Origin of the sequence: Chthonobacter rhizosphaerae, assembly GCF_013839525.1 — a bacterium.
GTDB lineage: Bacteria > Pseudomonadota > Alphaproteobacteria > Rhizobiales > Pleomorphomonadaceae > Chthonobacter > Chthonobacter rhizosphaerae.
This window is the reverse complement of sequence record NZ_JACDIS010000005.1, coordinates 212,469-225,942: the sequence shown is the minus strand read 5'-3', so window position 1 is coordinate 225,942 and position 13,474 is coordinate 212,469. Positions and strand designations below refer to the sequence as shown.

Here is a 13,474-nt window from a genome sequence, read left to right as displayed (position 1 = left end):
CCCTGGCAGTTCGGTCAGGGTGCGGCCGGCTTCGCTTCGCGCTAGACAGGCTGCGACGCGAGCGCGCACCCCGGGAGATCCGCATGGGCTTGTTCAGGGGACTGATGGTCCCGATTTCCTTCGTGCTCTTCCTCGCCGTGTTCGGCGCCACGGCCGTCGCGGTCATCGCCGCCGGGCCGATCTCCGGCGGCCTCGCGCCCGCCGACCTGCCGACGCTCCTGCCCGCCGGCCAGGGCGCACCGAATCCCTTCTTCATCGCCGCCGCCCTCGCGCTCGTGGCGGATCTCTTCATCGGCATGATCGCCATGCTGATCTCCGAGCGCGTCCACACGGTCGGCGGCTTCCTCGGCAAGGTGCTGAAGACCACCCTCTGGTTCGCGGTCATCTTTGCCGGCGGCCTTGCCGTCTACCTCAACGGCCTGCCGGGCGAGGGCCTGCCGAAGTGGCTGCCCGCTCTCCTTCTCGCCGGCGGCCTCGTCGCCGGCGCCATCGTGGCGTCCATCCTCCTCGGCCTGCCCTTCCTCTGGTGGGTGAGCGAGCGCCCGCCCCGGAAGCGCCGCCGCCGGGCGCCCCCTCCCCCGCCGGTCGAGGTGGTCATCGAGGCGGAGCCGGACGCCGCCGCGCCGGGCGTCTACGCGCCGACCGCCCACACCGCCGCGCGCGCGCCAGAGCCGGCCGCCCACCCCGCCGAGCGCACCCTGGAGCCGGCCAGCGACGATCCGCGCCATCATCCCGCCGCGCCAGCCGCCGCACCGGCCGATGGCCGCGCGACGCCGCTCTCGCCCGCCGGCGCGCCGCCTCCCCCGGCGGTCTGAGCCTCAGCGGCGGCCGGTGACGACCGGCGCGATCGCCGACCAGATCTCCTCGCGGATGTCGTGGCTGTCGGGCGTCAACCGTGTCAGTTCCCGGCTGAAGAGGCCCGGCGACAGGCTGGCGAGCGGCAGCACGCTCACGGCACCGCGGGCGTACATCATGGCCACCGCCTCGTCGTTCATGGACGCCTCCACCCTGTCGGGCTTGAGGGCGATCACCGGCCGGCGCGCCGTCACCGCCTCGGTGATCATGGAGAGGCTGTCCTCCGTCACCACGATGGCGTCGAGCGCGAACAGCGCGTTGGCCGACCCCGCCCCCGCCGACCGGTAGTCGATGAAGCTATCCAGCACACCGCGGGCCGCCTGGCCGGCGAAAAGGTCCGCCACCTCTGTCGGCGTCCGCCGCGACGTCGACACGCTCCAGCGGATCCCGAGGGCCGCCGCGCTCTCCTCCACGAAGCGCACCACCGCCCGCCACTCGTCGGCCCGGAACGTGTGGCCGTGCGACTTGCCCCCGAGGAGGAGCGCGATCCGCGCGCCCTTCAGGTCGGCCTCGGTCTTCAGCGGCTTCGGCGTCGGCAGGGCGTCCGGGTCGATCATGCAGGGGATCGGCGAATAGGTGCTCCGCGGCTCCGCCGCATAGCGCGGGAACGGCACCAGCATCAGCCGGAAGTCCGCGCGGTCGTAGCCGGTGGCGCGGCCCGTGTAGACGAGATCCGCGCCGAAATGCCGGGCGAGGAAGATGCCCGCCGCGATCGTCGGCCGCCCGGACGCCAGGATCACGTCCGGCTTCGCCACCGCCGACACGTCCACCCCGTAGAGCCGCTCCAGCCAGACCGCCGGGTCCTTGCCGAACCAGCGCAGCGCCGCCCGGCGCACGAACGAATGGGCCAGCCGCCGCGGCTTCACCGGCAGCCGGTCGATCTCCGCCGGCACGCGGGCGGCGATCAGGCGCGCGAGGCCCTCCGTCTGGTGGAAGTGGCCGGGCTTGCGGTCGCGGACGATGAGAAGGCGCAACGAGCGGGTCCTGGTGTGACGACGTTCTGGCGCGTCGGCGCGTGGCCCGACGCATGCAACTCCGATATATCGTGAACCAACTGATTTGTTTCGATCAAAGTGACCGGCCCGCGCGGGCCGCCGAAAGCCTCATGAAGATCGCTCTCGTCCACACCACGTCCGACATCGGCCACCACGGCTGCACCCTGGTGAATCGTCGGATCGAGGCCCTCGCGGCTGCAGCCGGCCTGGAGATCGTCCGTCGCCTGCCGCTCTTCTTCGACGATGCGGCCGCGGACTGGCGGGGCATCGACGCGATCGTGCTCAACGGCGAGGGCTCGCTCCACCACGACCGCAAGCCCGCGCGCCGGATCGCGGACCTCGGCCGACGCTTCGCGGACATCGGCCTCCCGGCCCATCTCGTCAACACGATCTACGAGGGGAACGGCCCGGAGGTGGCGGAGGGCGTCGCCCGGTTCCGGTCCGTCACGGCCCGGGACGGCGCCAGCGCCGCCAGCCTCCGGGCCGCCGGCATCGAGGCCGGCATGGTGCCGGATCTGTCGCTCACCTGGGAGCCGGGGCCGGAGCTCGCCCCGCGCGGCACGCGCGTGGTGATCGGCGACAGCGTCCACCGGGACGTCTCCGCGGACCTCTGGCGCTACGCCAACAGCATCCAAGCCCCTTTCTTCTCGATGATGACCGTGCCGCCGGTGCTCGTCGACTATCCGGACCGCAACCGCCGGCACCGGCTGCGCTACGTCTGGCGGCGCGCCTCCACGGCGCTCCTGCCCGGTGGAGCCCGCCGCGCCCGCACCTGGGCGCAGTTCCCGACCTTCGAGCGCTACGTCCGCTTCCTCGCCGACAAGGCCGCGCTCGTGGTCACGGGCCGCTTCCACCAGCTCTGCATCGGCCTCGACATGGAGATCCCGGTGGTGGCCGTCTCGTCCAACACGCGCAAGCTGGAAAGCCTGTCCGCCGACGCGGGCGTGGAGGGCCGCGTGGTCGCGGATGTCGCCGCCGCCCGCGCGCTCGTCGCGGAGAAGGGCCTCGACGGCCTCGCCTACACGCCGGACGAGATCCGGCGCCTTCGCGCCTTCAGGGCCGACGCCCGCCAAAAGGCCGCCGCCCTGTTCGCCGCCATCGCCAGCGGCTGATCAGTTCAGGCGAGCACGTCGCAGACCCTGGCGACCTCCGTCCAGGCGCCGTCCACGTGCGGCTTCACCAGGATCGGCAGGCGCCAGCGCTCGAAGGACGCGAAGCTCTCCAGGTCCACCGTGATCTCCCGGTCGGTCCAGGTGAGCGGCACCCGCTCCACCTTCACGGTCCCGAAGTCGATGGCGACGCGCCCCACCTCCGGCCCGAAGCCCGGGTTCTTCAGCCGGATCACGTCCCGACGGTGGAAGCTGTCGTAGACCCGCTCGCCGATCCCGCCCGCCTTCGACGCCACCGTGCGGCGGAAGTCCTCGTAGCGGGCGTCGAGCTCGGCCGGAATGTCCACCGTCCGCCGGGCCGACCAGTCGATCGGCGCGGGCGGCGGCGCGTCCTTGCCGAAGTAGCGCACCGGCACGAACCGGTCGAAACCGGAAAACCTGTGCCGGTTGCGCTCCTGGTTGCGCACCAGCACCTGCACGGGCGTGCGGAAGCCCACGCACGGCAGCGCCGTGTGCAGGCGCTTGGTCACCACGAACTCCGCATGCCGCAGGAGGTCGCAGGTGCGGGCGATCTGGACGGCCCGGGCCAGCGGATCGTCCGGGATCAGCGGCGCCATCTGGTTGGAGATCCGCACGGCCCGCTCGCGCAGGTCCGCCGGGATCTCCGGTTCGATCTCCGGGTTCACGTCCACGAAGTAGACGCCCGACCGCTCCTCCTTCGGCACCGTCCTCAGGAACCGCCCCATGCGCAGGGTCAGGCAGCCGGCGAAATGGCCGTCGACGCCGATCCGCTTCAGCCGGTCCACCGAGTTGGCGTCGCGGCAGCCGATCGGCTGGTGCTTCTTCAGGTAGCGGGGCCAGAAGCCCCGCTTCATGTCCTCGCGGCCGTAGCAGAAGCCGCTGAAAATGGGGTCGATGGCGTCAGACGGCGCCAGGATGCGCTGCTGGGTGAACCAGGCGTTCATCACCACCAGGTGGCGCTCCGGCAGCCGCAGCTGCGCCAGCCGGTCGCGGTCCACCAGCCGGTCCACGTGGGGCAGGTTGAACGCCACGGCGAGCGACTGGAGATCGTCCCCGAGATTGGTGCTGGTGTAGCTGATCAGGCCGATCTTCATGCTGTCCTCGTCGGCGGACCGCGTGGTGCGGCGGCGGCGGAGCGCCCCGGGCGGGCCGTCGCGGTTCTCTCCGATCGGGCCGGCGCTGACAACATCCTTTTTCGAGCATGTCCGCCGTCCGCCCGGGCTCGTCGGGCGGACGCCGCGTCCCCGCCCTTCCCTTCGCCGCTCGATCCGTGCAAAACGAAAGGCGAACGCCCGTGGGCGTCGGCCGGTCCGAATCGCCCACCTCCCAGACCGCGGACACACGATGACAACGCCCAAGCGCCTGGTGACGGGCGAAAAGCGCGACGAGGACCTGGACCAGTCGATCCGCCCGTCGGCCCTTGCCGATTTCGTCGGGCAGAAGCCCGCGCGCGCCAACCTCCAGGTGTTCATCGACGCCGCCAAGGCGCGCGGCGAGGCGCTCGACCACGTGCTCTTCGTCGGCCCGCCCGGCCTCGGCAAGACCACCCTCGCGCAGATCGTCTCCCGCGAGCTCGGCGTCAACTTCCGCGCCACGTCCGGCCCGGTGATCGCCAAGGCCGGAGACCTCGCCGCCCTCCTGACCAACCTGGAGGAGCGCGACGTCCTCTTCATCGACGAGATCCACCGCATGTCCCCGGCCGTGGAGGAGATCCTCTACCCGGCCATGGAGGACTACCAGCTCGACCTCATCATCGGCGAAGGCCCCGCCGCCCGGTCGGTGCGCATCGATCTCGCCAAGTTCACCCTCGTCGGCGCCACCACCCGCCTCGGCCTCCTGACGACGCCGCTCCGCGACCGGTTCGGCATCCCGATCCGCTTGGAATTCTACACCACCGAGGAGCTCGAGCTGATCGTGCGCCGCGGCGCGCGCATCTTCGGCATCGGCATGACGGAGGACGGCGCCACGGAGATCGCCCGCCGCTCGCGCGGCACGCCGCGCATCGCCGGCCGGCTCCTGCGCCGCGTGCGCGACTTCGCCATCGTGGCCGGCGCCGACAAGGTGGACCGGCGCGTCGCCGACGAGGCCCTCACGCGGCTGGACGTGGACCCGATCGGCCTCGACGCTCTCGACCTCCGCTACCTCAACACCATCGCGCTCTCGTTCGGCGGCGGCCCGGTCGGCATCGAGACCATCGCGGCCGCCATCGCGGAGCCCCGCGACGCCATCGAGGACATCGTGGAGCCCTACCTGATCCAGAAGGGCTTCGTGCAGCGCACCCCGCGCGGCCGCGTCCTCACCCCCCACGCCTTCCGCCACCTGGGCCTCGCGGTCCCGAGCGGCCCGGAGCCACCGCAGCTGGGCCTCCTGTTCGGCGACGACTAGAGCGCTGTCCGACCTGACGGTAACGTCAGGTCGACAAGAAATCGCTCCAGATTCAATAAGCTGGAGCATTCTCCCGGCGATCAGGTCGTGCAACTTGATCGGAGAAGGCCCTCGACCGTCCTTCGGGACGCGGCTTGCACCGCCACCCGGGCCCGTCTATCCGTGCCGCCATGAGCAGCGCCCCGACGAGCCGTACAGCCCCCCACACCCACACCGTCCGCGTCTACTGGGAAGACACCGACGCCGGTGGCATCGTCTACCACGCGTCTCACATCCGATTCTTCGAACGCGGGCGCACCGAACTCCTGCGCTCGCTCGGCGTGCGCCAGTCCGCCACCGCCGACCGGTCGGCCGACGACGCCCTCCTGTTCACCGTCCGGCGCATGGAAGTCGACTACCTGAAGCCCGCCGTCCTGGACGACCTCCTCACCGTGGAAACGTCGGTGAAGGACCTCGGCGGCTCCCGCGTCACGCTCCTGCAGCGGCTCGTCCGGGGCGACGACCTCGTCGCCGAGGCGGTGGTCGTCGTGGTGGCGGTCGGCGGGGTCGGCCGGCCCAAGCGCATCCCGCCGGAGCTCAGATCCCGATTCGTCGCGATGCAATAACGCTTCCTTAACCTTGACGAACCATGACTGGATCGTCCGCTGAGGCGGCAGTCCATGTTTTGACAAAATTTCCAGGCAAGCCCGGCGTGTGCCGTGGATGCGTCTCGGTCCGGGGGCCAATCGGACGACGTCGAGGACACGGCGCCCATCGTGCAGTGCAGCAAGGGCCTGGATCCCGGACGACCGGACCGCCGGCCGGCGAACACCCGCCGGGTCCGGGCCGGACGTCGGACGTGGACGCCGCGCCCAGACGGCGAGGAGCCGGGCGGCTCCGGACGATTTCTTCAAGAAGGTTTTGACGAGACCCCATGAACCCGGCCGAACTCACCCAGGCGGCGCTCGCCGCTCCCGCCCCCGACATGACGCTGATCGGCCTGTTCCTGCAGGCCCACCTCGTCGTGAAGCTGGTGATGCTGGGCCTTCTCGGCGCCTCCGTCTGGTGCTGGGCCATCATCGTCGACAAGGTCGTCCTGTTCTCCCGGATGACCAAGTCCATGGATCGGTTCGAGAAGATCTTCTGGTCCGGCCAGTCGCTGGAGGATCTCTACCGCTCCCTCCTGAACCGTCAGAACCACGGCCTCTCGGCGGTCTTCGTCGCCGCCATGCGCGAATGGAAGCGCAGCCACGAGGCCGGCCGCACCTCCTTCCTCGGCCTCACCGACCGGATCGAGAAGGTCATCGACGTGACCATCGCGCGCGAGATGGAGCGGTTCGAGGGCCGGCTCCTGGTGCTCGCCACCGTGGGCTCCGCCGGTCCCTTCATCGGCCTCTTCGGCACGGTCTGGGGCATCATGACGTCCTTCCAGGCCATCGCGGCCTCCAAGAACACCAATCTCGCGGTGGTGGCGCCCGGCATCGCGGAGGCGCTGTTCGCCACCGCCATCGGCCTTGCGGCCGCCATCCCGGCGGTGCTCGCCTACAACAAGTTCACCGCCGACGCCGCCAAGCTCGGCGCCCGGATGGAGGGCTTCGCGGACGAGTTCTCCGCCATCCTGTCCCGCCAGATCGACGATCGGAGCTGACCGATGGGCATGGGCGTAGCGGGCGGAGGCGGTCGGGGCGGACGCCGGCGCGGACGGCGGGGCGGCGGTCGCGCCGTCATGAGCGAGATCAACGTCACGCCCTTCGTGGACGTGATGCTGGTGCTCCTCATCATCTTCATGGTGGCGGCGCCGCTCCTCACCGTGGGCGTGCCTATCGACCTTCCCGAAACGGCGGCCAAGCCCATGGAGGGCCAGACCGACCCGATCAACATCTCGGTCGACGCGGAGGGCCGCGTCTTCCTCCAGGACACCGAGATCCCCGCCGAGGAGGTGGTCGCCAAGCTCACCGCCATCGCCAAGAACGGCGTCGAGGACCGCATCTACGTGCGCGGCGACCGGAACGCCGACTACGGCACGGTGATGCGCGTCATGGCCCGCATCTCGGCCGCCGGCTTCAAGAAGATCGGCCTCATCACCACGGAAGAGACGGGCGCCCCGGTGCCCGCCAGCTGAAGTTTCCGAGAGTTTCCAGAAGTCCATGCGCGTCGGCCTCACCACGTCCGTCATCGGGCACACGCTTCTTCTCGCCTGGGGGCTCGTCTCGCTCCCGAGCGCGAAGCCGTTCGACGTGCAGGCCCAGGTGGACGCTCTTCCGGTGGACCTCATCCCGCTCTCCGACGTGACCAGGATCTCCGAGGGCAAGAAGACCGCCCCCAAGAAGGAGACCGCGTCCACCGGCAAGGCCAAGCCGCCGACGCCCCGGCCCGAGAGCCAGAAGATCGGCAACGCCAGGACCGACCAGGACGCCCCGGTCACCGAGAAGACCACCGACACCGCCGCCGCGCCCACCAGGCAGGCGGCCGCGCCGACGCCTCCTCCCCCGCCGCCCGCGCCGGAGCGCCCGAAGGCGCCCGAGAAGGCCCCGACGCCGCCCGCCCCGCCGGAACCGGCTCCCGCGCCGGAGCCCGAGCCCGTGAAGACCGAGGCGCCCAAGGAGGCCCCGAAGCCGACCGCCGAGGTGGCCGAGCTTCCCGCCGAGCCGGAGAAGCAGGTCGAGACCCCGCCGGCCCCGACGCCCGCCGTCGCGCCGAAGTCGAAGCCGAAGCCGCCCGCCCCGGTTCAGACCGCCGCGCTCGACCCGAAGCCCGCCCCGCCGTCCAAGGAGACGAAGCGGTCCGAGGAGGTGAAGCCGGTCGACACCAAGGCGCCGCCGAAGGAAGAGAAGACCGAGACCTTCAACCCCGACGACATCAACGCCCTCCTCAACAAGGTGGACCCGTCCGGCGGCGGCTCGCAGGCGTCCACCGAGGAGGCCTCCCTCGGCTCGGAGAAGGCCACCGGCCCGGTCGCCGACATGAGCCAGAGCGAGATCGACGCGCTCCGCTCGGCGGTGGCGGCCTGCTGGAACTATCCGGCGGGCGCGGACGGCGCGGAGAACCTCGTCGTGCGCCTGCGCATCGAGTTCACGCCCGACGGCGACGTCGCCGGCACGCCGGCCATCCTGGAACAGCCCGCCGGGCCGCTCGGCACGGTGGCGGCGGAGGGCGCCGTCCGGGCGGTCCTGCGCTGCGCGCCCTACACCTTCCTGCCGCCGGAGAAGTACGAAGTCTGGCAGGTGGTGAACTTCCGCTTCAACCCCGCCGAAATGTTCTGACGGCACGAAACGGGCGGCGCCGCGCCACAGAAAAGCGCCGATCGAATGTCTTTGGAAGCGCCATGATCACTGGAGAAGTTGGACACATGACGGGAGCACTTCCCATGCGTCGCGGTCTCGTCGAGCGGTTGGTGACCAGCCTCTTGACCCACATGCGGGCCGGCGCCGTCGCCCTCGTCGGGCTTGCCGCCGTGGTGGCGCCCGCCTCGGCGGAACTCAACATCGACATCTCGCAGGGCACCGTCCAGCCCCTGCCGATCGCCATCCCGGACTTCGTGGGCGGCGGCGACACGGCCCAGCTCGGCCGCGACATCGCCGGCGTGGTGTCGGCGGACCTGAAGCGGTCCGGCCTGTTCGCCACCCTGGACCCGGCCTCCTTCGTGGACCGGGCCGTCAACCCGAACGCCCTGCCGAACTTCCAGAACTGGCGCGTCATCAACGCCCAGGCCCTCGTCACCGGCGCCATCACCCGCGCGCCCGACGGCCGCCTGCAGGCGGACTTCCGCCTCTGGGACGTGTTCGCCGGCCAGCAGCTCACCGGCCAGCAGTTCTTCACCACGCCGGAGAACTGGCGCCGGGTCGCCCACATCATCGCGGACGCCATCTACGAGCGTCTCACCGGCGAGAAGGGCTACTTCGACACCCGCATCGTCTTCGTGGACGAGAGCGGCCCGAAGACCAACCGGATCAAGCGCCTCGCCATCATGGACCAGGACGGCGCCAACGTGCGCTACCTGACCAAGGGCCAGGACCTGGTGCTGACGCCGCGCTTCTCGCCGACCACCCAGGAGATCACCTACATGTCGTTCGGCAACGGCGACCCGCGGGTGTTCCTCCTCAACATCGAGACCGGCCAGCGCGAGGTCGTGGGCAACTTCCCCAACATGACCTTCTCGCCCCGCTTCTCGCCGGACGGCCAGCGGGTGGTGATGAGCCTGGAGCAGGGCGGGAACGCCAACATCTACGCCATGGACCTGCGGTCGCGCTCCACCACGCGCCTCACCGACGCGGCGGCCATCGACACCTCCCCGTCCTATTCGCCGGACGGCTCCAGGATCGTGTTCGAGTCCGACCGGGGCGGCAACCAGCAGCTCTACGTGATGAGCGCGGGCGGCGGACCGGCCCAGCGCATCTCCTTCGGCCAGGGCCGCTACTCGACCCCGGTCTGGAGCCCGCGCGGCGACCTCATCGCCTTCACCAAGCAGATGGGCGGCCGCTTCGCCATCGGCGTGATGCGCCCGGACGGCTCCGGCGAGCGCATCCTCACGGAAGGCTACCACAACGAGGGCCCCACCTGGGCGCCGAACGGCCGCGTGATCATGTTCTTCCGCGACGCCGGCGGCCAGTCCGGCGGCCCGCAGCTCTGGTCGGTGGACCTCACCGGCCGCAACGAGCAGCGCATCCCGACGCCGGCCTTCGGGTCGGACCCGGCATGGTCGCCGCTCCTCAACTGACATGGTGAACGAAGCGTCCGGCGGATCCGGGGGGATCCGGCCGCCGGACGTGTGACGGGAAACGACGCTCCGGCGGAAATCCGGCCCCAGACGCTCCGGTTGACGACGGCGATCAACGCCCGGTTAACCTAAGTCGTTTACCAAGGCGGGCATGGACCTCCGGTCGGATGTACAGAGGGTTACCGGGATGACCAGCATCGCATCGAAATCGTACCTCAGCCGCGCGGCCATCGCGTTCGGCCTCGCCCTTCTCGCCAGCGCCTGCGCCAAGAGCCCGAGCGAACTCGACTCCTCGCTCGCCGGCGGAGCCGGTGCCGGCGGCGCCGGCGCCGCGACCCCGGGCAGCGCCCAGGACTTCGTCGTGAACGTCGGCGACCGCGTCTTCTACGAGACCGACTCGTCCTCGCTGACCGCCGACGGCCGCTCCACCCTGGACCGCCAGGCCCAGTGGCTGAGCCTCTATCCGCGCTACACGGTCACCCTGGAAGGCCACGCCGACGAGCGCGGCACCCGCGAGTACAACCTCGCCCTCGGCGCCCGCCGCGCCAAGGCCGCCTACGACTATCTCGTCTCCCGCGGCGTCTCCCCGCAGCGCGTGAAGACCATCTCGTTCGGCAAGGAGCGCCCGGTGGCGCTCTGCAACGAGGACAGCTGCTGGGCCCAGAACCGGCGCGCCGTCACCGTGCTGAACAACGCCGGCAGCTGATCGGACCCGCCGGCGGTCGGCCCGACCGCCCGGCCCCTCGTCGCGGCCCCGCCCGGAGCGATCCGGCGGGGCCGTCGCGTTTTTCGCCCGGCCGTCCCTCTCGGTCCTCCGTCGGCCAAAATTTGGCCGATATGCCGGAGAGCTATGGTAGATCAGGCGGGCCGGGATCGATCCCCGCTCGCCGTGCCGGCACGCGTCGGCCCTTCACCCTCGATGCCCCAAGGAAACAGGCCGAGCTCATGATCATGGACGTCAAAGGCGCGATCGCGCGGCACGGATTGCCCGTCGCCGTCGCGCTTCTCCTCGTGACGGCGACCGCCGGCGGCGCCGCCGCCCAGATGTTCGGGCGCAGCCCGCCGACGCCTCCGGCCGCGATCGGCGGGACCGCGACCGAGGCGCAGTCGTCGGCCATCTACGCCGAGCAGTCCATGCGCATCGACCAGATGCAGGAGCAGATGCGCCAGCTGAACGGTCGCGTCGAGGAGCTGACCTACCAGATCCAGCAGCTCCAGGAGCTCATGCGCCGTCAGCAGGAGGACGCGGAGTTCCGCTTCCAGCAGCTCGAGGGCAACGGCCGCCCGGCCCAGAAGCGCTCGGACGCCGCCACCCCGGCGCCGAGCCGCGACACCGCCGCCGTGCCGACCCAGCCCGGCTTCACCGCGACCCCGCCCGCCACGGCGGACGGCTCGCTGACCGCCGGCGCGCCGCCGGCCGTCCTCGGCACCATCCCGGGCGACGGCAGCATGACGGCGCCCCCGTCCAACAGCGCCCTCGGCGGCCCGCTCGACCTGTCGGCGATCGCCCGCGGCGTGGAGCCGTCGGACACCTTCGGCTCGCCCGGCCTCGGCACTGGCTCGCTCGGAGCCGGCCCGGCGGGCGATCCGACCTTCGGGGCGCCCCAGCCGGGCGCGCTCCCCGGCGTCGCGACCGCGCCTCCGGCGGGCGGCCTCGGCGCCCCCCGGCCCGCGCCCGACGTCGGCACCCGGACCGCCGCGGTCATGCAGCCGACCGATCCGCGCGCGTCCTACGATCAGGCCTACGGCTACATCCTCTCCGGCGACTATCAGATGGCCGAGATGAGCCTGAAGCAGTTCCTCAGCGACAATCCGCGGTCCGAGCTCGCCTCCAGCGCCCAGTTCTGGCTCGGCGAGAGCTATTACGCGCGCGACCGCTTCCGCGAGGCCGCCGACGCCTTCCTGACCACCTATCGCGACTATCCGAAAAGCCCGAAGGCGCCGGAAAGCCTTCTGAAGCTCGGCCTCTCCCTGGAAGGCCTCGGCGAGCGCGACGCCGCCTGCGCCACCTATGGCGAACTCTCCAGGAAATTCCCGTCCGCGCCCGCCGCGCTCCTCGACCGCGCCAGCGCCCAGCGGACCAAGGCCGGCTGCTGACCGTGCCCGCGCCGGACCCTCGCCCGGTCGGCGACGACGAACTCGACGGCCTGTTCCAGGGCCTCGCCGATGTCGGCACCCTCGGGGTGGCCGTTTCCGGCGGCCCGGATTCCACCGCCCTTCTTCATTGCCTGCATCGGTTCGCGGCGCGCCGCGCCCCGCCGCCGCGCCTCGTGGTGCTGACGGTCGACCACGGCCTGCGCCCCGGCTCCGCCGCCGAGGCCGACGCGGTGTGCGCCCTCGCCCGGTCGCTCGGCCACGGGGCCGAACGGCTCGCCTGGGTCCACCACGACGCCCCGCCCGCCTCCGACCTACAGGCCCGCGCCCGCGCCGCCCGCTATCGCCTGCTGGCCGAGGCCGCGGCCGGCGCCGGCTGCGGCGCCGTCGCCCTCGCCCACACCCTCGACGACCAGGCCGAGACGTTCCTGATGCGCCTCGTCCGCGGCTCCGGCGTCTACGGCCTCGCCGGCATGGCGCCGGAGCGCGTGGTGGACGGCATGCGCTTCGTGCGGCCACTCCTCGCCGTCCCCAAGGCCCGGCTCGTCGCCACCTGCCGCGCCGCCGGGCTTGCGTTCGTGGACGATCCCTCCAACGCCGATGCGGACCGGTTCCTGAGGGCGAGGGTCCGGGCGCTCGCGCCCGCGCTCGCCGCCGCCGGCCTCACCGCCGAGGTCCTCGCCGACACCGCCGCCCGCCTCGCCCGCGCGGCCGCCGCGCTCGACCGGGTCACGGCGGATCTGGAGGCCGCCGCCGTGACGGACCACGGCGGGGTCGTCTCGGTGGAGGCCGCGCGCCTTCTCGCCGCCCCCGAGGAGGTCGCGCTCCGCCTCGTGTCGCGCCAGATCCGGCGCATCAGGCCCGGCGACCATCCGCCGCGGCTCGCCCCGCTGGAGGCCTGGTGGGCGCTCGTCGGCGCCGCCGCGCCGGCCGACGCCTGCCGGCGCACCATCGCGGGCGTGGTGCTGGAGCGGCGGGCCGGCCGGATCTGGCTCTACGCGGAGGCCGGCCGGCGCGGCTTTCCGGTGGTGCCGGTTTCCGCTGCCGGCTCCGTGCTCTGGGACGGCCGCATCCGCCTTCAGGTCGCCGGCCCGGTGCCGCCCGGCACCGTGATCCGGGCCGCCCGCGGGGACGAGCGGCGGCCCGATCTGCCGCCCCGGGCGGCCGCCAGCCTGCCCGTCGTGGCCCCGGCCGAGGCCGCGCCAGAGGCTCGGAACGGAAACTCCATTTCAGACTTTCAATAAACCACGACAGAAAAGGCCGACCGCAAAGCGGAAGGTCGGGTTGGCAACGGGGGCTCGGCCCCCTATCTTCAGGCT

General features: G+C 71.9%; 13 protein-coding genes. 11 read left to right on the top strand and 2 right to left on the bottom strand.

The features are described 5' to 3' along the window. Nucleotides 1–83 precede the first annotated feature (83 nt). Nucleotides 84–815: a hypothetical protein gene (locus HND91_RS11160; RefSeq protein WP_181706643.1), complete on the top strand. Its 732-nt coding sequence runs from the start codon at nucleotides 84–86 to the stop codon at nucleotides 813–815. 3 nt (nucleotides 816–818) lie between these two features. Here HND91_RS11160 and HND91_RS11155 read toward each other — a convergent pair whose 3' ends face one another. Further along, nucleotides 819–1,829, bottom strand: a complete 1,011-nt coding sequence (locus HND91_RS11155) for an ELM1/GtrOC1 family putative glycosyltransferase (protein WP_181706642.1) — start codon at nucleotides 1,827–1,829, stop codon at nucleotides 819–821. A gap of 131 nt (nucleotides 1,830–1,960) precedes the next feature. Between HND91_RS11155 and HND91_RS11150 the strand changes: the two genes are divergently transcribed. Further along, a complete protein-coding gene (locus HND91_RS11150; RefSeq protein ID WP_181706641.1) occupies nucleotides 1,961–2,962 on the top strand; it encodes a polysaccharide pyruvyl transferase family protein in 1,002 nt (333 codons plus the stop codon). 5 nt (nucleotides 2,963–2,967) lie between these two features. Here HND91_RS11150 and HND91_RS11145 read toward each other — a convergent pair whose 3' ends face one another. Next, entirely contained in the window at nucleotides 2,968–4,074 is a 1,107-nt protein-coding gene (locus HND91_RS11145; RefSeq protein ID WP_181706640.1) for a polysaccharide pyruvyl transferase family protein, read from the bottom strand. Between the two features lie 250 nt (nucleotides 4,075–4,324). Between HND91_RS11145 and ruvB the strand changes: the two genes are divergently transcribed. From ruvB to tilS, 9 genes are all read left to right on the top strand, one after another. Next, on the top strand, nucleotides 4,325–5,365 hold the full coding sequence (ruvB, locus tag HND91_RS11140) for a Holliday junction branch migration DNA helicase RuvB (RefSeq protein WP_181706639.1): 1,041 nt from the start codon (nucleotides 4,325–4,327) through the stop codon (nucleotides 5,363–5,365). A gap of 170 nt (nucleotides 5,366–5,535) precedes the next feature. Continuing rightward, nucleotides 5,536–5,970: a tol-pal system-associated acyl-CoA thioesterase gene (gene ybgC / locus HND91_RS11135; protein ID WP_181706638.1), complete on the top strand. Its 435-nt coding sequence runs from the start codon at nucleotides 5,536–5,538 to the stop codon at nucleotides 5,968–5,970. 308 nt (nucleotides 5,971–6,278) lie between these two features. Beyond that, on the top strand, nucleotides 6,279–6,992 hold the full coding sequence (gene tolQ / locus HND91_RS11130) for a protein TolQ (protein WP_181706637.1): 714 nt from the start codon (nucleotides 6,279–6,281) through the stop codon (nucleotides 6,990–6,992). 3 nt (nucleotides 6,993–6,995) lie between these two features. After that, nucleotides 6,996–7,466, top strand: a complete 471-nt coding sequence (gene tolR, locus HND91_RS11125) for a protein TolR (RefSeq protein WP_181706636.1) — start codon at nucleotides 6,996–6,998, stop codon at nucleotides 7,464–7,466. Nucleotides 7,467–7,491: 25 nt separating this feature from the next. Beyond that, nucleotides 7,492–8,607 (top strand): cell envelope biogenesis protein TolA, encoded by a 1,116-nt coding sequence (locus HND91_RS11120; RefSeq protein ID WP_181706635.1) that lies wholly within the window; start codon nucleotides 7,492–7,494, stop codon nucleotides 8,605–8,607. A gap of 86 nt (nucleotides 8,608–8,693) precedes the next feature. Then, nucleotides 8,694–10,061, top strand: a complete 1,368-nt coding sequence (gene tolB, locus HND91_RS11115) for a Tol-Pal system beta propeller repeat protein TolB (RefSeq protein WP_425485441.1) — start codon at nucleotides 8,694–8,696, stop codon at nucleotides 10,059–10,061. A gap of 187 nt (nucleotides 10,062–10,248) precedes the next feature. Further along, nucleotides 10,249–10,767 (top strand): peptidoglycan-associated lipoprotein Pal, encoded by a 519-nt coding sequence (gene pal / locus HND91_RS11110; RefSeq protein WP_181706634.1) that lies wholly within the window; start codon nucleotides 10,249–10,251, stop codon nucleotides 10,765–10,767. Nucleotides 10,768–11,006: 239 nt separating this feature from the next. Then, nucleotides 11,007–12,158 carry a tol-pal system protein YbgF gene (gene ybgF, locus HND91_RS11105; RefSeq protein WP_181706633.1) on the top strand — a complete coding sequence of 384 codons (1,152 nt, stop codon included), beginning with the start codon at nucleotides 11,007–11,009 and terminating at the stop codon, nucleotides 12,156–12,158. 2 nt (nucleotides 12,159–12,160) lie between these two features. Beyond that, nucleotides 12,161–13,399, top strand: coding sequence for a tRNA lysidine(34) synthetase TilS (gene tilS / locus HND91_RS11100; RefSeq protein ID WP_181706632.1), 1,239 nt, complete (start codon nucleotides 12,161–12,163; stop codon nucleotides 13,397–13,399). Nucleotides 13,400–13,474: the final 75 nt, after the last annotated feature.

Coding starts and splice junctions, on each gene's coding strand:
- HND91_RS11145 (WP_181706640.1), bottom strand. CDS start 4,074: ATGAAGATCGGCCTGATCAGCTACACCAGCACCAATCTCGGGGACGAT.
- pal (WP_181706634.1), top strand. CDS start 10,249: ATGACCAGCATCGCATCGAAATCGTACCTCAGCCGCGCGGCCATCGCG.
- ybgF (WP_181706633.1), top strand. CDS start 11,007: ATGATCATGGACGTCAAAGGCGCGATCGCGCGGCACGGATTGCCCGTC.
- ybgC (WP_181706638.1), top strand. CDS start 5,536: ATGAGCAGCGCCCCGACGAGCCGTACAGCCCCCCACACCCACACCGTC.
- HND91_RS11160 (WP_181706643.1), top strand. CDS start 84: ATGGGCTTGTTCAGGGGACTGATGGTCCCGATTTCCTTCGTGCTCTTC.
- tolQ (WP_181706637.1), top strand. CDS start 6,279: ATGAACCCGGCCGAACTCACCCAGGCGGCGCTCGCCGCTCCCGCCCCC.
- HND91_RS11120 (WP_181706635.1), top strand. CDS start 7,492: ATGCGCGTCGGCCTCACCACGTCCGTCATCGGGCACACGCTTCTTCTC.
- tolR (WP_181706636.1), top strand. CDS start 6,996: ATGGGCATGGGCGTAGCGGGCGGAGGCGGTCGGGGCGGACGCCGGCGC.
- ruvB (WP_181706639.1), top strand. CDS start 4,325: ATGACAACGCCCAAGCGCCTGGTGACGGGCGAAAAGCGCGACGAGGAC.
- tolB (WP_425485441.1), top strand. CDS start 8,694: ATGACGGGAGCACTTCCCATGCGTCGCGGTCTCGTCGAGCGGTTGGTG.
- HND91_RS11150 (WP_181706641.1), top strand. CDS start 1,961: ATGAAGATCGCTCTCGTCCACACCACGTCCGACATCGGCCACCACGGC.